The following is an 18888-nucleotide window of genomic DNA, read 5'->3' as shown; positions in this document are numbered from 1 at the left end:
TTCGTATTTAGCTTCAACGAAATTTAATACTTTACCTTTTGGGTCATCATTTTCAAATTTAACACCCAAATATTGTTCTACTTGTTGAATATGTTCATCTGTAATTTCTTTTTATTTACCCCAATCCCAGTAACATGATTCATTTTAATACCCCCTATTAAAGAAGGGCTGTTTTCAATGCTTCCTCAAGCATTGTATTGAAATCATTATATGTTTCCATCACTGTACCAGATGGTTTATCAAGTTCTAAGTAAGTACCTTCAGATAGTTTTTTACAAAACCATGCAATATCTGAATCTCCAAGGAAAAGGTACTCTTTTTGAAATTCATTTTCATACCAAACCTCATTGGTTTCTATAAGCCCGCAAATTGATTCGTCCCTTTCTGTATCTAACAAATAAGAGTCAACTCCATAAAGTACTAGCCCGTTAAAATCTAATCCATTTACAGTTTTAAGAAACTCCTCATATTCACTCGGTAAGTCAACATTAAATTTCTCTTTCACGTGTTTTCTTAATCTATGAACTTCAGTATCTTTTGCTGATGTGTTCAAATTAAAGTTAACACTTTTCAGTATATCTCCAATTTCTAAAACTAGATTTTTCCACATATAAAATTCTCCTTTTATTTCTATGAAATTAGAATTTACTTTTAATAAACCAAAAAAAGAAGAACATTTATCCTCACTTCAAGGTGCTCTTCTTTTATTCTTATATTATTCATCTTCAAAATCATGTAGACTATCAAGTAATTCTGTGAATGTTGAGCAAACAGGGTAGATTGAATCTTGTATCTCTTCCTCCTCGTGATCCCAAAATACGATTGTTGGTGATTCGGGGTTGCGTCGATAATCAAAACATATGAAATTGCCAAAAGAATCACTTGCGAAAGGATAAACTCCATCCGTTAATCTATCTTTTATATTCTCATATCTTTGAACTATCGAATATTTATCATCAATATGTAGAGTTAATAGATCATTAAATGTACTTTCGTCTAGTCCTTGTATATCGAACACTTTCGGCCGTGGATAGCCACCATCATATTTCTTTACACATTCAATAAAATCATTAGGGAATTTAATGTTAAAATATTGTTCTACTTGTTTAATCTCATTATCCGTAACTTCCTTATCACTTGCACCAATCCATGTAATATTACTCATGGGTAATCCTCCTTATTTTTCTCCTTTTTTACCCCAGATATTATAACCGCCTGTATGACCAGTTTTCTCATGCAGGAATGCATCTACAAGCTGCATTCTTCCTGTATCTTGATGATGATGCCATGTATACGTCTTAGGTTTTTCACCATGTTTAAATAACTCAATTTCCTTCTCTGTAAATTTTGCAGCCAATTTGGGATCTTTTAAAATTTGCTCGTATAATAGTTTATTACATATTCTATCATGAGTAGGTCTTGTTTTTTTGAAATCAGCTTCTTTTAATTTGACTTCAGTTATGGCATCAAAAATTGGGAATCCATCTAAGTCATAGGGAATTCCAGTAACAGGATGCTTATCTCCAGCTAATTCACCTTTTCTAAGACTGATAGTCTTAGGGCCGTTTGCACCTTCATAAGTATATTTCGCTGCCTTCTGCAAGTACTGTTGAGTGCTACCAACTCCTGCATATGAAAGATGATTTCCAGATTTGACTTCATAGTTATTTAGTATATGTAGCGCATTTCTGTATGCTGAGGAATTAGTTATAAGGGATTGCCCTTTAGTAAGGCCTGTCAAAGCAGCTACCTCACCTGCTTTTGAAATTTTATCTACACCTTTTGTTCCGGCAACAGCGAACATACCATGACCCATTGCGTTTCCATACCATTCAGCACGACTATTCCAGTCTCCATTAATAACATCACGATTCCAAGAATCGGAAAGGGCTTGTTTTATCGCATTGAATGTTCCAGCTGGATCAGAAAAAGCTTCAACCGTGTCATTAAATGTATTTATTGGATGGAGAGCTGCATTTGCAATTCCTAATAATTCATCACCTAAAGCGTTGCCCACTCCTTTTTTTATATGATAGGGCACACCTAATCCGGCTTTTTCAAACGCAGCTGCAATTTTATCATCGGTGACATCTTTTATTTTACTAAATTCCCTATAAAAATCTTCAACACCATGTTTAAACTTATCCAGTAAAGATTCATCTTTTTTCTCACTATTTAATGGACCACACATTGCACCTTCTTCAATTGAATTATTTGCTGGACGCTTCCTATCTTCTGTAATCGCTTGAATAGAGGCTATCCAATCCATATTTAACCCTTGTGTGTTAAACGTCCCACTTGCGGGACTAAATCCTTTTCCACTTTGCACTTCAGCGAGTCCGGCTGTGATACTAGCTGCTAATTGAAGAGCAGTGCTGTAGTTATTACTGGATGTATAATTGAATTCATATAGATGCTCTAGTTTTTCTTCAAGTTTTTTTCTCATCTCAACTAAAACAGCTACAATTGCGTCTACTCCAGGCATGGGTGTAAGTACCTCTATTGCTTCTATACTTGCAATTGTTTGATTGATTTCTTGGATTTGTTCTCTTATTTCTTGTTCGATAACATCTGTCGAAGCAACTTTTGCTTGAAAATCATTTGGAAACGCATCATTTTGACGAATTAATTCTTCACATAAGTATATAATTCCTTGCGCCAAAGGTCGGAATGTTTGGACAAGATATGTTTTTGCACTGCTATATGTTTGTCCTTGTAACACAGTATCCATTGCAAAAGCGTCAATCGACTGAATTGCTTGTTCCATACTTTGAATGGTAGTCGTACATACAGCATTCATACTTTGTGTTTGGGCATGTACTTCCCCTAAATACATGTTTAGACTCAAAAATCTCCCCCCTTTATTTGAACAAGTAAATCATACCAATTAAAGGATATATATGTAAATATTATACTTCAATAAACTCAATATCAAAGTAGAACTTTTCCATTTAATTACTACAGTACCGTCGAATTCGTTTATGGGTACCTGTGAAGAATATGGTATACGAAATAAATTTACAGCCTGTGAAATGATTATATAATAGAAGGAAAATAAATATTTATAACGTCATTACCCTGTTGGTGTCAACCTCATGCGCCTAATGGCAACAAAAAACATCTATTTCGTCCCATTCGGCCAAGATGCACCAGAGAAAAAACCGAACTCAATGGTAGCTCGCATGGAGCTGCTTGAAGATACAGTATTAGAAGCGCTACAAGGGAAGCAATTGCAACCGGTTGTCGTAGAAAAATTCAGATATATGAATTAAAAAACGAAAAAAAACGGACAATTTTTGATGAAACCATCATTCTTACTGTAGAATATGATAAAATTAACGTTATTAAGATTAGAAGGGGTATTGTATACTCCTTCTAATTCTAAGTTATAGAAGGATTGGTATCTAGAAAGGGGCATAGTGATGGAAAAGCAAAAAACTTTTCATGTCGCTGTAGTTGGAGCAACCGGCGCAGTTGGTGAACAAATGTTAAATACTTTAGAGAAACGAGAATTTCCAATTGGGAAGTTAACGTTACTTTCATCTAAACGATCTGCAGGTAAGAAACTTGTATTTAAAGGCGAAGAATTTACAGTTCAAGAGGCAACTCCTGAAAGTTTTGAAGGAGTAGATATCGCACTATTTAGTGCTGGTGGATCTGTATCAAAACAATTAGCGCCAGAAGCAGCAAAGCGCGGTGCGATTGTTGTTGATAATACAAGTGCATTCCGTATGACAGAAAACGTGCCACTTGTTGTACCTGAAGTAAATGAAAACGACTTAAAAGAACATAATGGTATTATTGCAAATCCAAACTGTTCTACAATTCAAATGGTAGTAGCTCTTGAGCCAGTTCGTCAGCAATATGGTTTAAAACGAGTAATCGTTTCCACATATCAAGCTGTATCAGGTGCTGGTGCGGCAGCGATTGAAGAACTTCATGAACAATCACAAGCAATCTTAAATGGTGAAGAAGTGAAGGCGAATGTTTTACCTGTATCAGGTGATAAGAAACATTTCCAAATTGCTTTCAACGCGATTCCACAGATTGATAAATTCCAAGATAATGGATTTACGTTTGAAGAAATGAAAATGATTAATGAAACGAAAAAAATTATGCATATGCCTGAATTAGAAGTAGCGGCAACATGTGTACGTTTACCAGTTGTATCAGGTCACTCTGAGTCTGTTTACATCGAAGTAGAAAAAGAAGGTGTAACAGTAGAAGAATTCAAGAGCTTACTTGCAAATGCGGAAGGTATCGTTCTGCAAGATAATCCAGAAGAGCAGTTATATCCAATGCCAGCTACTGCAGTAGGTAAAAACGAAGTATTCGTTGGAAGAATCCGTAAAGATTTAAATAACGATAAAGGATTCCATCTTTGGGTCGTATCTGATAACTTATTAAAAGGCGCTGCATGGAATTCTGTTCAAATTGCAGAGCGCTTAGTAAAATTACAATTAGTGTAAACGGCTAAGAGAAGGTGCAAAATATGAAAATTATTGTTCAAAAATTTGGTGGCACATCCGTACGTGATGAAAATGGACGTAAGCATGCGCTTCATCATATAAAAAAATCGCTAGATGCGGGTTATAAAGTAGTTACTGTCGTATCTGCTATGGGCCGTAAAGGTGAACCATATGCAACTGATACTTTGTTAAGTCTTGTAAATCAAGAGGAATCTCGCATTTCTAATCGTGAGCAAGATTTATTATTATCATGCGGAGAATTAATCTCAGCAATCGTCTTCTCTAACATGTTAAATGAGAACGGTATAAAAGCAGCGGCATTAAATGGTGCACAAGCTGGTTTTGTAACAAATGAGGATTTTACGAATGCTAAGATTATTGAAATGAATTGCGATCGTGTACATGAAGAATTAGAAAATGTAGAGGTAATCGTAGTTACAGGATTCCAAGGACAAACGAAAAAAGGTGATACGACAACACTTGGACGCGGAGGTAGCGATACTTCAGCTTCAGCGTTAGGTGTTGCGCTTCATGCTGAATACATCGATATCTTCACAGATGTAGAAGGTGTTATGACTGCGGATCCTCGCATTGTAAAAGATGCACGTCATCTTCAAACGGTAACGTACAATGAAATTTGTAACATGGCATATCAAGGTGCAAAAGTTGTTCATCCACGTGCAGTGGAAATTGCGATGCATGCAAAAGTACCACTTCGTGTACGTTCTACGTATTCTGATAGTGAAGGTACGCTTATTTCAGCATCGGACGGTGCTACAAAAGGCCGTGATGTAGAAGAACGGCCTGTTACAGGTATCGCTCATGTGTCAAATGTGACGCAAATTAAAGTGCTTGCAAAAGAAACAGCATATGATTTGCAACAGCAGGTGTTTAAAGAAATGGCGAATGAAGGAATCAGTGTCGATTTAATTAATATTTCACCTACCGGGGTAGCTTATACGGTGAGTGATAGTGTATCAAGTCGTGCAGTTGAATTATTAAAAAACCTTGGATATGAGCCAATTGTGACAGAACATTGTGCAAAAGTATCTATTGTAGGAGCTGGAATGGCAGGATACCCAGGGGTTACTGCGAAAATCGTTACAGCTTTAGCGGAAAAAGGTATTCAAATTCTGCAATCGGCAGATAGCCATACAACAATTTGGGTTCTTGTAAAAGAAACTGATTTAGTGGAGGCTGTAAATGCATTACATAGTGCGTTTGAGCTTTCAAAAGAAAAGCAACTGGAACAATAAGGAGTGAGACCATGATAGATTTTGGGACAATTGCAACCGCGATGGTAACTCCGTTTGATAAAAACGGAAATATCGATTTTGCGAAGACAACGAAATTGGTAAATTATTTAATAGATAACGGTACAACAGCAATCGTGGTAGGAGGAACGACAGGAGAATCTCCTACATTAACTTCAGAAGAAAAAGTAGCGTTATATCGCCATGTCGTATCTGTTGTCGATAAAAGGGTGCCCGTAATCGCTGGAACAGGTAGTAATAATACGCATGCTTCTATTGACTTAACTAAAAAGGCAACAGAGGTTGGTGTTGATGCAGTAATGCTAGTAGCACCGTATTATAACAAACCGAGTCAAGAAGGAATGTATCAGCATTTTAAAGCAATTGCTGAAAGCACGCCGCTTCCGGTTATGCTATATAACGTTCCAGGACGATCTATTGTACAAATCTCCGTTGATACAGTTGTTCGTTTATCAGAAATAGAAAACATTGTTGCGATTAAAGATGCAGGCGGCGATGTGTTAACAATGACAGAAATCATTGAAAAAACAGCGGACGACTTTGCGGTATACAGCGGTGATGATGGTTTAACGTTACCAGCTATGGCAGTTGGAGCGAAAGGTATCGTTTCTGTAGCATCTCATGTTATCGGAAATGAAATGCAAGAAATGATTGCAGCATTCCAAGCAGGAGAATTTAAAAAGGCGCAAAAATTACATCAATTACTTGTAAGAGTAACGGATTCATTATTTATGGCGCCAAGCCCAACGCCAGTAAAAACAGCGTTACAAATGGTTGGATTAGATGTAGGCTCTGTACGTTTACCACTTCTTCCATTAACAGAAGAAGAAAGAGTAACGTTACAATCTGTTATGCAATCTATCCCTCGTTAATAAAAAATGACCTAGTATAGAACTAGGTCATTTTTTTATGGTATGAAAATCTTTGCCGCTCTTTTTTACCTACCATATTACTCCATGTGTTTGATCGCTTTTTCATTATGTATTGCAACATATACAAGAAAATAATTGTACCCCCTTTAAATGAATCAAAAAAACATAGTTATTATAGAATAAACATTTGTATAAAAGTAATAAACTATCGATTCTATTTTTCAGAGGAATTGCCTCAAATGTGATGTGATTCATAAAAAAGCTTTATTTTATAAGTTTTTTTGTTCGATTCTAGAAGAATAAGTCATGAAAATCCATATTATGAAATAAATTTAGTGTATTTATGGCTATTTCTTCAAAAAATTATGGAGTACAAAATCGAAGCAAATATAAAGGAAATACGTTCGATACTTTTGTTGTAATTCCGTTCTTTTACTTTCTCTTTCGCACGATTTAACTTGTGTTCTATTTCTTGTATCAGGTATAATATGGCTAAGTAGCTTAGTACGGGTATGCTTAGCAAAATTGGTAAAAATTATAATTTGATTACATTTTCATATCATATCGAATAAGATATTTGATTTATATAATGAAAGAGAGGTGAAACCTGGTTTAAAAAATAAATAAGGACATGATATCGCATAACGGTAAGGACATTCGTCTTGGACGGTGAATATATGGTGGTTGTAGAGTTTCCCCTGGTGTCTCTGCAATTTTAGTGAAATCAGTGTTTGAAAGATTTTTAAACCAGGCAACAACATGAAGAGAAAAGAGAATGAGTCTGTTAAAGTATTTGCTCTTGGTGGAGTAGGTGAAATCGGGAAAAACATGTACTGTGTTGAAATTGATTCTGAAATCTTTATTGTAGATGCAGGATTAATGTTCCCAGGAGATGAAATGTTTGGAATTGATATTGTTATTCCTGATATTACATATTTAGTGGAAAATCAAGAGCGAGTAAAAGGTTTATTTATTACTCACGGTCATGAAGATCATATTGGAGGTATTGTTTACGTACTTCGTAAATTATCTATTCCAGTGTATGCAACGAAATTAACGGTAGGACTTATACAAGAAAAACTTGGCGAAGCGGGTATGTTAGGCCGTGTAGACTTAAAAACGATCGATTCAAATTCAACAGTAGAGTTTAATACTACAACGGTGTCATTCTTTGGAACGACACATAGTATTCCAGATTCTGTTGGTGTTTGTTTCCATACATCAAAAGGTGCTATCGTATACACGGGAGACTTTAAATTCGATCAAACTCCAATTGGAAATAGTGGGGCAGACCTTGGGAAAATGGCACAAATCGGAAATGAAGGCGTACTGTGCTTATTATCTGATAGTACAAATGCTGAGCGTCCAGGCTATACAGGTTCTGAAAAAGAAGTTGGTGTAGAAATTTCTAAAGTGTTCTACGGCGCAGAAGGACGTATTATTGTTGCTTCATTTGCATCGAATGTACATCGCATTCAACAAGTATTTGATGCAGCTGCTGAAACAGGACGAAAAGTAGCGGTTGTAGGTCGTAGCATGGTGAAAGTGGTAGATATCGCAAGACGTCTTGGTTATTTAGATGTTCCAGAAGGTATGGTTATTTCACTACAAGAAGTAGACAATTTCCCAGAGAAAAAGGTAGCTATTTTAACGACAGGTAGCCAAGGTGAACCGATGGCAGCCCTTTCTAGAATGGCGAAGCAAGCTCATAAACAAATTTCAATTCGTAAAGGCGATACGGTTATTATTGCGGCTTCTCCAATTCCGGGTAATGAAATATCTGTATCGAAAATTATTGACTTGTTATTTAGAGCTGGAGCTGATGTTATTTATTACGGTGAAAGAAAAGTTCACGTTTCAGGTCACGGTAGCCAAGAAGAATTAAAATTAATGTTAAATTTAATGAAACCTAAGTATTTTGTACCCGTACATGGTGAGTTCCGTATGCAAAAAGCACATGCATATTTAGCTGAAGATGTAGGTATTGCAAGAGAGAATATCTTTATCGTAGAAAAAGGCGATGTAATTGCTTTTGGTGAAGATGAAGCAAACTTAGTTGGCAAAGTACAAGCTGGTAATGTGTTAATTGATGGATTAGGTGTAGGTGACGTTGGTAATATCGTTCTTCGAGATAGAAAAATGTTATCTCAAGATGGAATATTAGTAGTTGTTGTAACACTTGGTAAAGATGAAAAGAAAATTATCTCTGGTCCAGAAATCATTTCACGTGGTTTTGTGTATGTTCGTGAATCAGAAGCGTTAATTGACCGCTCTACAGAGATTGTACGTATGATTGTTGAGCAATCGATTAAAGAGTATTCAATTGAATGGTCTATGTTAAAACAAAATATTCGTGAATTATTAGGGCAGTTCTTGTACGAAGAGACAAAGAGAAAACCTATGATTTTACCGATTATTATGGAAGTATAAAAAAGATCACCTTTACGGGTGATCTTTTTTTCTTTTTAAACTCTATCGAATGAAATTTATAACTTAAGAAATAATAGTTATATACGAGTGAAAGGGGATGCGATATGACAGAACGTGATCGTTATACAAATGAAGGGAAAGAGGCTGAGCCGAAAGAAACTGGGAAAGAAGCCTCGATAGTGGAAAAAATTCAACAGCTAGGGCAAACGAATGTACCACAAATGAATGAATCGAGTATTCATTGTTTAACAATCATTGGACAGGTGGAAGGGCATGTTCAGTTGCCGCCGCAAAATAAAACAACAAAATATGAGCATATTATTCCGCAAATTGTTGCGATAGAACAAAATCCGAAAATTGAAGGTTTGCTTTTAATATTAAACACGGTCGGAGGTGACGTTGAAGCAGGGTTAGCAATTTCTGAGATGGTAGCTTCGCTTTCAAAGCCAACGGTATCACTTGTTCTGGGCGGAGGGCATTCTATCGGTGTACCAATCGCCGTCTCTACGGATTATTCATTTATTGCGGAAACTGCGACGATGACAATTCATCCCATTCGTCTAACAGGTCTTGTTATAGGTGTGCCGCAAACATTTGAGTATTTAGATAAAATGCAAGAAAGAGTCATTCGATTTGTGACGAAGCATTCGAAAGTAACCGAAGATCGTTTTAAAGAACTTATGTTTGCGAAAGGGAATTTGACGCGAGATATTGGGACGAATGTAATTGGTGGCGATGCAGTGAAATATGGTCTTATAGATGATGTCGGTGGAATTGGGAATGCGATTCGAAAACTGAATGAATTAATAGATGCTCGCATGGATGATAGTGCAGAAGGGACAATGTTACAATGATTTTATACACAATTATGCCAGAGCAACTTGTATATCCAGCTGATTATTCGCAATGTGAAAGCCAAAAAGTTGTAAATATAAACGGTGTTGAATTAATGGTTTCTGAAGAAGAACATGGGTGTTACTCTATTGTACGTGTGTTAAGTACAGATCCGCTACACTACTTAGAGTTTGAGCCCGGCCAGAAAATAACCTTTTAGCAAAAAGCAGGATTTTGTTTAGAAGCTATGGTATAATATAAAAAACAAGACGGTTGAGCAGCCATGAGAGGGCTGCTTTCTTCTGTTTATTTAACAATTTACAAGAAGTGTAAAAATAGAAGATATAAGACCTGAAAAAATAGAGAAAACAGACATATAAGTAGTGCTTTTTTAAGGAAGCCCTACTTACATGTAGAACACGAGGTGAAGAAATGGCAAAACAAAAGCAAAGAGGGACGAAGGCAAAAGCAAGACGCACGATAAAGCCAACTTTGTATTATGAAATCGTAGGTTTAACTCTTTTTGCACTTTCAATCATTACGATTTTACAGCTAGGTGTTGTAGGGAAATCGTTTGTGTTATTTTTTCGCTTCTTCTTTGGTGAGTGGTACATAATTGGTGTGTTAGGTGTAATAGCTTTATCGGTTTCGTTTGTTATCAAACGTGGATGGCCGAACCTTTTAAATAAACGGTTAATTGGTTTTTATTTAATAGTATTGGCGATATTAATGTTTAGTCATATTACATTATTTAACCTTCTTACGAAAGATGGAGCAGTGCAAAATACTTCTGTTATTGTGAGTACGAAAGATAACTTCTTTCTTGAAATGAAAAAGGGGCCGGATAGCGTTCATTTAGGCGGTGGTATGTTTGGGGCGCTTATGTTCGCGACGTGTTACTTTTTATTTGACGAAGTAGGAGCTTATATCATTGGTATTATTTTAGTGATTCTCGGCATACTGTGTATAACAAATAAGCATATTGGAGAAGTACTTGCCCCTGTAGGAAGAATCCTTAGAAGTCAATTTGAAGTAATGCAAGGGGATTATAAAGATTGGAGATCCAAAAGGACGGCTGAACAAACAGAAAAGAAAAAAACAACGAGAAGCACAAGGAGCAAACGTGCTGCAGAACAAGAAGAGATTATTGAGCCGATGGAAGAAATCTCAATTGATCCTCCAATTATTTCGAATTTCACTGAGAATTATCCTGTAAATGAAGAAGAGAATAAACGAATTAGCGAAGAACAGGAAGCAGAGTTAATAACTTCACCGTCTATTGAAGAGGCTCCGCCTGTTGAAGAATCTAAGAAAAAGCGTGGAGAAAAGATTGTAGAATCTTTAGAGGCGGAAACAAGTGCCCCGCCAATGCAATTTTCAAATGTAGAAAATAAAGATTACAAGCTTCCTGCACTTGATATATTGAAATTTCCTAAGAATAAGCAAGTTACAAATGAAAATGCAGAAATTTATGAGAATGCTCGTAAATTAGAACGTACATTCCAAAGTTTTGGAGTGAAAGCGAAAGTAACAAAAGTACATAGAGGTCCTGCAGTTACAAAATATGAAGTGTATCCTGATATGGGAGTAAAGGTAAGCAAAATCGTTAGTTTAAGTGATGATTTAGCACTTGCTTTAGCTGCGAAAGACATTCGTATTGAAGCACCTATTCCCGGGAAATCAGCTGTAGGGATTGAAGTTCCGAACTCAGAAGTATCTATGGTAACGCTAAGAGAAGTTCTTGATTCTAAGGCTAATAATCATCCGGAAGAGAAGTTGTTAATTGGTCTTGGACGAGATATTACAGGTGAAGCTGTATTAGCCCGTTTAAATAAAATGCCCCATTTACTAGTAGCTGGTGCGACAGGTAGCGGGAAAAGTGTGTGTATTAATGGTATTATTGTTAGTATTTTAATGCGTGCAAAACCACATGAAGTAAAATTAATGATGATTGATCCGAAAATGGTAGAGTTAAATGTATATAACGGCGTTCCGCATTTATTAACACCGGTTGTAACTGATCCGAAAAAAGCATCACAAGCTTTGAAAAAAGTCGTGAGTGAAATGGAACGACGTTATGAATTATTTGCTCATAGTGGCACGCGTAACATTGAAGGATATAATGATCATATTAAAGAACATAATAGTCAATCAGAAGCGAAACAACCGGAATTACCTTATATTGTAGTAATAGTGGACGAGTTAGCCGATTTAATGATGGTTGCTTCATCAGATGTAGAGGATGCGATTATGCGTTTAGCACAAATGGCTCGTGCGGCTGGTATTCATTTAATTATTGCGACGCAGCGTCCATCGGTTGATGTTATTACGGGAGTTATTAAAGCGAATATTCCATCACGTATTGCATTCGCGGTATCTTCTCAAACGGACTCTCGTACAATTCTTGACGGTGGTGGTGCAGAGAAACTGCTAGGTCGTGGAGATATGCTGTTTATACCAATTGGTGCATCGAAGCCTGTACGTGTACAAGGTGCATTTTTATCCGATGATGAAGTTGAGAGAGTTGTAGAGTATGTTATTGGTCAGCAAAAAGCGCAATATCAAGAAGATATGATTCCACAAGATGTTCCTGATACGAAGCAGGAAGTAGAAGATGAATTATATGATGAAGCAGTTCAGCTTGTAGTGGAAATGCAAACAGCATCTGTTTCTATGTTGCAACGTAGGTTTAGAGTAGGTTATACGCGAGCTGCCCGTTTAATTGATGCAATGGAAATGAATGGTGTAGTAGGTCCGTATGAAGGTAGTAAACCACGAGAAGTGCTCATTAATGATGTACAAGAAAAAAGTTCATAAAAAAAGCCTAATTGTTTTTACAATTAGGCTTTTTTATATGCTAGTTTTGTTATATACTATATTCAGTGATAAAGAAAGGGCTTACATCTAAAGCGATTCTTTAGAATACGAATACTTTGATTATGTTTTTAATGAATGTTCGATATTTAATGTAGAAAAATGTTAAATTTTGTTGACACGTATGGGAGCAAGTGGTAAGATTACTTCGAAAAGAATCACTGCCTCATATAATCTTGGAGATAAGGTCCATAAGTTTCTACCCGGCAACCATGAATTGCTGGACTATGAGGGGAAAAGTGTGTAACAAAGGATGTAAGAGATCTTTGTGCCGAACTTTTTCTCGAAATGAGGAATGTTTATGGTGCGAAGTTTTTTTTATGCAGTAAAGAGTGAAAATTTCATCTTGAAAAATTATTAATATTTATTCGACAATTAAGCTTATTTTTAGTATTTAGCAATTTTTATTATGTTGTAAGTTGAAAAAAGAGAAAAGAAGTCTTACATCAGAGGTCGAATAATTGAAATGCGGGGGAGTCTTATGTCAGTAAAATCCGATAGTCGTCACCTATATTTACGGGTGATTGATCACATCAAAGAAAAAATTAAAGATGGAGCTTACAAAGAAAGACAGAAGTTACCATCAGAGTTTGATTTAGCGAAAGAACTTGGTGTAAGTAGGGCGACTTTAAGGGAAGCGCTGCGTATTTTAGAAGAAGAAAATGTTGTCATTCGTAGACATGGTGTAGGAACATTTGTAAATGCAAAGCCGTTATTTTCTTCTGGGATTGAACAACTTTCTAGTATTACAGATATGATTTCTAGTGTGGGGAAAACACCAGGAACTATCTTTTTATCATCATCTACAACAAGTTTAACAGAAGAGGAAAAAGAGAAGTTTAATAGTGAAGACGGTTTTAATGCGGTAATGATTGAGCGTGTGCGTACAGCAGATGGGGAACCTGTTGTATATTGTATCGATAAACTTGCAAAAGAAATCTTGCCAGATTTATCAGGATACAACGAAGAATCGTTACTTACAGTGATACATAACAATACGCACAAACGTATCACATACGCAGTTGCTCACATTGAGCCAATTGGCTATCATCCGAAAATCTCACCGATTTTAGAATGTGAACCGGAAACGGCACTGCTAGTTTTAAAACAAATGCACTATGATCAAAATGATGAGCCAATCTTATATTCTATCAATTACTTTAGAGCTGATAAGTTTAGCTTCCACGTATTAAGAAGTAGGTAAGTTCCATTTTAGGGAGGTGACAGCAAGAAGTTAGGGACAGCAGCGTAAGAATAAAGATATATATATAATTTTAGGAGGGGTTTCTAGTATGAAGAAAAAAACAGGTCTTTTATTATCATTAACATTAGCAGCAAGCGCGATTTTAGGTGCATGTGGTAACTCGGATAAGGCGAGTAGCGACAAAAAAGAGTTCAAAGTTGGTATGGTTACAGATGTTGGGGGCGTTGATGATAAATCATTTAACCAATCAGCTTGGGAAGGTTTAACGAAATTTGGTAAAGACAACGATTTAAAGAAAAATGAAGGATATCGTTATCTTCAATCAAGTAAAGATGCAGACTATATTCCGAACTTAACAAAATTTGCGAAAGATCATTATAACACAACATTCGGAATTGGATTTTTAATGCAAGACTCGATTGAAAAGGTTGCAAAACAATATCCGAAAGAGCAATTTGCTATTGTAGATACTGTTGTAAAAGAGCCGAATGTAACAAGTATTACATTTAAAGACCATGAAGGTTCATTCCTAGTTGGTGCTGTAGCAGCAATGACGACAAAATCAAATAAAGTTGGATTTGTTGGTGGAGTGAAGAGCCCATTAATTACAAAGTTTGAATCAGGTTTCAAAGCTGGTGCAAAAGCAGTAAATCCAAATATCGAAATTGTAGCGCAATATGCAGATGCATTTGACAAACCAGAAAAAGGATCTGTATTAGCTTCAGCAATGTACGGTGGTGGAGTTGACGTAATTTATCATGCTTCAGGTGCAACTGGTAACGGTGTATTCACAGAAGCGAAAAACCGTAAGAAAAAAGGTGAAAACGTTTGGGTAATCGGTGTTGACCGTGACCAAAATCAAGAAGGTATGCCTGAAAACGTAACTTTAACTTCTATGGTAAAACGTGTTGATATTGCAGTAGCAAAAGTAGCACAAGAAGCGAAAGATGGTAAATTAAAAGGCGGTAAAGTAGAAGAGTTCGGATTAAAAGATGACGGTATTGGTATTGCAAAAACTACTGACAATGTGAAAAAAGTAAATCCAGAAATCTTAACAAAAGTAGAAGAGTTTGAGAAGAAAATCACTGACGGTGAAATTAAAGTACCTGCAACTGACGAAGAATATAAAACATATGAAGCTTCTCTAAAGAAATAATAATAGAGAAATAGCAAAGGTTAGTTCTTAGAACTAACCTTTGTATATATAAAAATACCTTTAATAGACTGCAATTGGGGAGTGTTCCCTGCTAGAAGGAGGAACAAAATGGAATACGTAATTGAGATGAACAATATTACAAAAGTATTCCCAGGCATTGTAGCGAATGATGATATTACGCTGCAAGTAAAACAGGGAGAGATACACGCTTTACTTGGAGAAAATGGTGCAGGGAAATCAACATTGATGAATGTACTGTTCGGTTTGTATCAACCAGAACAGGGAGAAATTAAGATTAAAGGAAAACCTGTAAAAATTACAAATCCGAATATAGCAAATGATCTTGGTATTGGGATGGTCCATCAGCATTTTATGCTTGTTCATAATTTTACAGTTACAGAGAATATTATTCTTGGAAATGAGCCGAAGAAAAAAGGAAGAATTGCTGTTGAAGAGGCTGCGAAAGAAATTAAACAATTATCTGAACAGTACGGTTTAGCAGTTGATCCAAATGCAAAGATTGAAGATATTTCGGTTGGGATGCAGCAAAGGGTTGAAATATTAAAAACGCTTTATCGTGGTGCGGAGATTTTAATATTCGATGAACCAACTGCGGTGTTAACTCCTCAAGAAATTCACGAGTTGATTCAAATTATGAAAAAGCTTGTGCAAGAAGGAAAATCTATCGTTCTTATTACACATAAATTGAAAGAAATTATGGAAGTTTGCGATCGTTGCACAATTATTCGTAAAGGTAAAGGAATTGGTACAGTTGACGTTGCGGAAATGAATGAACATAAACTTGCAGAATTAATGGTCGGACGTCAAGTGAATTTTAAAACAGAAAAAATAGAGGCTAAACCGAAAGAAGAGGTTCTATCTGTTTCGAATATTTTCGTTCATGATGCACGCCAATTACCTGCTGTAAAAGGCCTTGACTTAACTGTTCGTGCAGGAGAAATCGTTGGTATTGCAGGGATTGATGGAAATGGACAAAGTGAATTAATAGAGGCAATTACTGGTTTACGAAAAGTTGAGTCAGGTTCTATTGCAATTAAAGGAAAAGAAATAACAAATTGGCCTGTTCGAAGAATTACAGAGGAAGGAATTGGTCATATTCCAGAAGATCGTCATAAACACGGTCTTGTGCTTGATTTTTCTGTTAGAGATAATATAGTTTTACAAACGTACTATAAAAATCCATTCTCAAAGAAAGGGATTTTAAACTTTAGTCAAATCACACAAAAAGCAAAAGCGCTTATTGAACAGTTTGATGTGCGTACACCCGGTGAACACACATTAACTCGTGCACTATCTGGTGGAAACCAGCAGAAGGCAATTATCGCACGCGAAGTGGATCGTAATCCAGATTTATTAATTGCAGCACAGCCAACACGTGGTTTAGATGTAGGTGCGATTGAATTTATTCATAAAAAATTAATCGAGCAAAGAGATAAGGGAAAAGCAGTATTGCTTCTATCGCTAGAACTGGATGAAATTTTAAATGTAAGTGATCGAGTTGCTGTTATATATGAAGGGGAAATTGTAGCAATTGTTGATGCGAAAGAAACAAATGAACAACAGCTTGGTTTGTTGATGGCTGGCGGAACGGAGAAAGAGAAGGTGAATACAAATGGCTAAAAAATTTTTAACGGAGCGAACAATTAATATTTTAGTTCCTGTATTATCCGTTATTTTTGGTTTACTTGTTGGTGCCATTGTAATGTTATTTAGTGGATATGATCCAATTGTTGGGTATGCAGCGCTTTGGGAAGGAATGGTTGGAAATCCACAAGCAATTGGTGAAACATTACGTACGATGATTCCGCTTGTATTAGCAGGACTTTCTGTAGCATTTGCATTCCGTACAGGCCTTTTTAACATCGGAGTAGAAGGACAGTTATTAGTCGGGTGGCTTGCTGCTATTTGGTTTGGATATGCAGTATCATTACCGGCAATTTTACATATTCCGTTGTCAATTTTAGTAGCGGCAATAGCTGGTGGGCTATGGGGATTTATCCCGGGATATTTGAAAGGGAAATTTAAAGTAAATGAAGTAATCGTAACGATTATGATGAATTATATTGCACTTTACGTGACGTATGATTTAATTAAACGCTTTTTACATGAGGCGAATGAGAAGTCATATGATATAAAATCTAGTGCTTCTTTATCTTCTGAATGGTTATCTTCTTTAACAGATGGTTCTCGTTTGCACTGGGGGATTGTCGTAGCGATATTAGTAGCAATTATTATGTGGTTCTTATTGGACAGAACGACATTGGGATACGAATTGAAATCTGTTGGATTTAATCAACATGCTTCTCAGTATGCGGGGATGAAAGTTTCTCGAAATGTTGTACTATCTATGACGATTGCGGGTGCATTTGCAGGGATTGGTGGTGCTATGGAAGGGCTTGGTACATTCCAAAACATGACAGCGATGTCTTCGTTTACTGGTATCGGATTTGATGGGATTGCGGTAGCTCTACTTGGGGGGAATAATCCGTTTGGTATATTATTAGCGGCTTTACTGTTCGGTGGTTTGAAAAGTGCAGCCCCACAAATGAATTTTGAAGCAGATGTACCTTCTGAGTTAATTAACGTTATTATTGCATGTATTATTTTCTTTGTAGCGTGCAGTTATGTTTTACGCTGGGCACTTACACGCATGAGCAAGGAGGGGAAATAAATGAGCTTTTTAGATATTTTAGCCATTCTTGTGACGGGTACGTTATATACGGCAGCGCCACTTATTTTTACGGCGTTAGGTGGAGTGTTTAGTGAACGTTCTGGGGTTGTAAATATAGCGTTAGAAGGTTTAATGTTATTTGGTGCATTTACTGGTATCGTTACAACGTTATTAATGGGTGATACGTGGGGAGCGATGACTCCTTGGATAGCTCTATTATTTGCAGCAATTGGTAGTGGGTTATTTGCACTTCTTCATGCGGTAGCATCCATTACATTCCGTGCGGATCAAGTAGTGAGCGGGGTAGCGATTAATTTCTTAGCTCTTGGTTTAACGGTATTTGCCATTAAGAAAATCTTTGGCAAAGGACAAACTGATTTCATTCAATATCGTATTGAAAAAATCGATGTTCCGGGTCTTTCGGATATTCCGGTAATCGGAAAAATCTTTTTCTCAAATGTACCGTTAACATCGTATATTGCTATTATTTTAGCGTTTGTCGTTTGGTATGTCATTTATAAAACGCCGTTCGGTCTTCGTCTTCGTGCGGTTGGTGAACATCCAATGGCAGCAGATACGATGGGTATTAATGTATATAAAATGCGTTATATTGCAGTTGCTATATCTGGAATGTTTGCAGGGGTTGGTGGAGCGGTCTTCGCTATGTCGATTTCTGGTAACTTCTCAGGTGCTACAATTACTGGACAAGGTTTCTTAGCGCTAGCAGCTATGATTTTCGGTAAATGGAATCCACTCGGTGCTCTTGGAGCGGCTCTGTTCTTCGGATTTGCTCAATCACTTGGAATAACAGGTGGTACGATTCCGGTACTAAAGGAAATTCCAAGTGTATTCTTAACGATATTACCGTATGTATTCACAATATTAGCACTTGTTGGTTTTGTAGGTCGTTCTGAAGCTCCGAAAGCGTTAGGAACGCCGTATGAAAAAGGAAAACGATAAGTATAAAAAAGCTCGCACATTAGTGCGGGCTTTTTTACATAGACTATATGTAATACGGAATTTTACGATGTTCCTTACATATGACAGTTTTTAGAAAGAGCCTCATGTAAGTATAGTGAGGAA

The 18888-nt window shown here is 36.5% G+C and carries 15 protein-coding genes, 1 pseudogene and 1 riboswitch; of the genes and pseudogenes, 13 read left to right on the top strand and 3 right to left on the bottom strand.

The window, feature by feature from the left end; translation table 11 throughout:
- Positions 1-157: 157 nt before the first annotated feature.
- The 3 genes from JDS82_RS00515 to JDS82_RS00505 form a co-directional block, all read right to left on the bottom strand.
- Complete coding sequence (locus tag JDS82_RS00515) at positions 158-610, bottom strand: YrhA family protein (RefSeq protein WP_199712508.1); 453 nt, start codon at positions 608-610, stop codon at positions 158-160.
- Positions 611-715: 105 nt separating this feature from the next.
- Positions 716-1165 (bottom strand): SMI1/KNR4 family protein, encoded by a 450-nt coding sequence (locus JDS82_RS00510; protein WP_098720666.1) that lies wholly within the window; start codon positions 1163-1165, stop codon positions 716-718.
- Positions 1166-1177: 12 nt separating this feature from the next.
- A complete protein-coding gene (locus JDS82_RS00505) occupies positions 1178-2848 on the bottom strand; it encodes an HNH endonuclease (RefSeq protein ID WP_199712507.1) in 1671 nt (556 codons plus the stop codon).
- 235 nt (positions 2849-3083) lie between these two features.
- Here JDS82_RS00505 and spoVFB point away from each other — a divergent pair.
- The 13 genes and pseudogenes from spoVFB to JDS82_RS00440 form a co-directional block, all read left to right on the top strand.
- Positions 3084-3272, top strand: a pseudogene (gene spoVFB / locus JDS82_RS00500) (dipicolinate synthase subunit B); the annotation flags it as partial.
- 150 nt (positions 3273-3422) lie between these two features.
- On the top strand, positions 3423-4469 hold the full coding sequence (asd, locus tag JDS82_RS00495) for an aspartate-semialdehyde dehydrogenase (RefSeq protein ID WP_000414854.1): 1047 nt from the start codon (positions 3423-3425) through the stop codon (positions 4467-4469).
- A gap of 23 nt (positions 4470-4492) precedes the next feature.
- Positions 4493-5725, top strand: coding sequence for an aspartate kinase (gene dapG / locus JDS82_RS00490; protein WP_199712506.1), 1233 nt, complete (start codon positions 4493-4495; stop codon positions 5723-5725).
- An 11-nt stretch (positions 5726-5736) separates the two neighbouring features.
- Entirely contained in the window at positions 5737-6615 is an 879-nt protein-coding gene (gene dapA, locus JDS82_RS00485; protein WP_000564777.1) for a 4-hydroxy-tetrahydrodipicolinate synthase, read from the top strand.
- Positions 6616-7374: 759 nt separating this feature from the next.
- The gene (locus JDS82_RS00480; protein WP_000823081.1) at positions 7375-9045 is read left to right on the top strand and encodes a ribonuclease J; all 1671 of its coding nucleotides are present in this window, start codon (positions 7375-7377) and stop codon (positions 9043-9045) included.
- Positions 9046-9149: 104 nt separating this feature from the next.
- Complete coding sequence (tepA, locus tag JDS82_RS00475) at positions 9150-9899, top strand: translocation-enhancing protein TepA (protein ID WP_000139828.1); 750 nt, start codon at positions 9150-9152, stop codon at positions 9897-9899.
- Positions 9896-10099: a YlzJ-like family protein gene (locus JDS82_RS00470; protein WP_000605020.1), complete on the top strand. Its 204-nt coding sequence runs from the start codon at positions 9896-9898 to the stop codon at positions 10097-10099. Before tepA ends, JDS82_RS00470 begins: the two co-directional genes overlap by 4 nt.
- 212 nt (positions 10100-10311) lie before the next feature.
- Positions 10312-12696 carry a DNA translocase FtsK gene (locus JDS82_RS00465; protein ID WP_001118773.1) on the top strand — a complete coding sequence of 795 codons (2385 nt, stop codon included), beginning with the start codon at positions 10312-10314 and terminating at the stop codon, positions 12694-12696.
- Positions 12697-12899: 203 nt separating this feature from the next.
- Positions 12900-13001: riboswitch (purine riboswitch) on the top strand.
- Positions 13002-13234: 233 nt separating this feature from the next.
- On the top strand, positions 13235-13957 hold the full coding sequence (locus tag JDS82_RS00460) for a GntR family transcriptional regulator (protein WP_000114177.1): 723 nt from the start codon (positions 13235-13237) through the stop codon (positions 13955-13957).
- A gap of 88 nt (positions 13958-14045) precedes the next feature.
- Positions 14046-15113, top strand: a complete 1068-nt coding sequence (locus JDS82_RS00455) for a BMP family lipoprotein (protein WP_000730589.1) — start codon at positions 14046-14048, stop codon at positions 15111-15113.
- A gap of 108 nt (positions 15114-15221) precedes the next feature.
- Positions 15222-16754, top strand: coding sequence for an ABC transporter ATP-binding protein (locus JDS82_RS00450; protein WP_000456916.1), 1533 nt, complete (start codon positions 15222-15224; stop codon positions 16752-16754).
- Positions 16747-17805 carry an ABC transporter permease gene (locus tag JDS82_RS00445; RefSeq protein ID WP_199712505.1) on the top strand — a complete coding sequence of 353 codons (1059 nt, stop codon included), beginning with the start codon at positions 16747-16749 and terminating at the stop codon, positions 17803-17805. The genes JDS82_RS00450 and JDS82_RS00445 overlap by 8 nt, the downstream gene beginning before the upstream one ends.
- Positions 17806-18765 carry an ABC transporter permease gene (locus tag JDS82_RS00440; RefSeq protein WP_000008847.1) on the top strand — a complete coding sequence of 320 codons (960 nt, stop codon included), beginning with the start codon at positions 17806-17808 and terminating at the stop codon, positions 18763-18765.
- The last annotated feature ends 123 nt before the right edge of the window (positions 18766-18888 follow it).

The sequence above is a fragment of the Bacillus cereus group sp. N14 genome (genome assembly GCF_016483555.1).
Taxonomy (GTDB): Bacteria; Bacillota; Bacilli; order Bacillales; family Bacillaceae_G; genus Bacillus_A; species Bacillus_A wiedmannii.
Note: the sequence above shows the minus strand (reverse complement) of the source record. Positions and strands in the feature narration are given on the sequence as shown.

What these genes read in the sequence shown, in the direction of transcription:
- JDS82_RS00470 (WP_000605020.1), top strand. Translation starts at nt 9,896, where the DNA reads ATGATTTTATACACAATTATGCCAGAGCAACTTGTATATCCAGCTGAT.
- JDS82_RS00515 (WP_199712508.1), bottom strand. Translation starts at nt 610, where the DNA reads ATGTGGAAAAATCTAGTTTTAGAAATTGGAGATATACTGAAAAGTGTT.
- JDS82_RS00510 (WP_098720666.1), bottom strand. Translation starts at nt 1,165, where the DNA reads ATGAGTAATATTACATGGATTGGTGCAAGTGATAAGGAAGTTACGGAT.
- JDS82_RS00450 (WP_000456916.1), top strand. Translation starts at nt 15,222, where the DNA reads ATGGAATACGTAATTGAGATGAACAATATTACAAAAGTATTCCCAGGC.
- JDS82_RS00465 (WP_001118773.1), top strand. Translation starts at nt 10,312, where the DNA reads ATGGCAAAACAAAAGCAAAGAGGGACGAAGGCAAAAGCAAGACGCACG.
- JDS82_RS00445 (WP_199712505.1), top strand. Translation starts at nt 16,747, where the DNA reads ATGGCTAAAAAATTTTTAACGGAGCGAACAATTAATATTTTAGTTCCT.
- JDS82_RS00480 (WP_000823081.1), top strand. Translation starts at nt 7,375, where the DNA reads ATGAAGAGAAAAGAGAATGAGTCTGTTAAAGTATTTGCTCTTGGTGGA.
- JDS82_RS00460 (WP_000114177.1), top strand. Translation starts at nt 13,235, where the DNA reads ATGTCAGTAAAATCCGATAGTCGTCACCTATATTTACGGGTGATTGAT.
- dapG (WP_199712506.1), top strand. Translation starts at nt 4,493, where the DNA reads ATGAAAATTATTGTTCAAAAATTTGGTGGCACATCCGTACGTGATGAA.
- JDS82_RS00455 (WP_000730589.1), top strand. Translation starts at nt 14,046, where the DNA reads ATGAAGAAAAAAACAGGTCTTTTATTATCATTAACATTAGCAGCAAGC.
- JDS82_RS00440 (WP_000008847.1), top strand. Translation starts at nt 17,806, where the DNA reads ATGAGCTTTTTAGATATTTTAGCCATTCTTGTGACGGGTACGTTATAT.
- tepA (WP_000139828.1), top strand. Translation starts at nt 9,150, where the DNA reads ATGACAGAACGTGATCGTTATACAAATGAAGGGAAAGAGGCTGAGCCG.
- dapA (WP_000564777.1), top strand. Translation starts at nt 5,737, where the DNA reads ATGATAGATTTTGGGACAATTGCAACCGCGATGGTAACTCCGTTTGAT.
- asd (WP_000414854.1), top strand. Translation starts at nt 3,423, where the DNA reads ATGGAAAAGCAAAAAACTTTTCATGTCGCTGTAGTTGGAGCAACCGGC.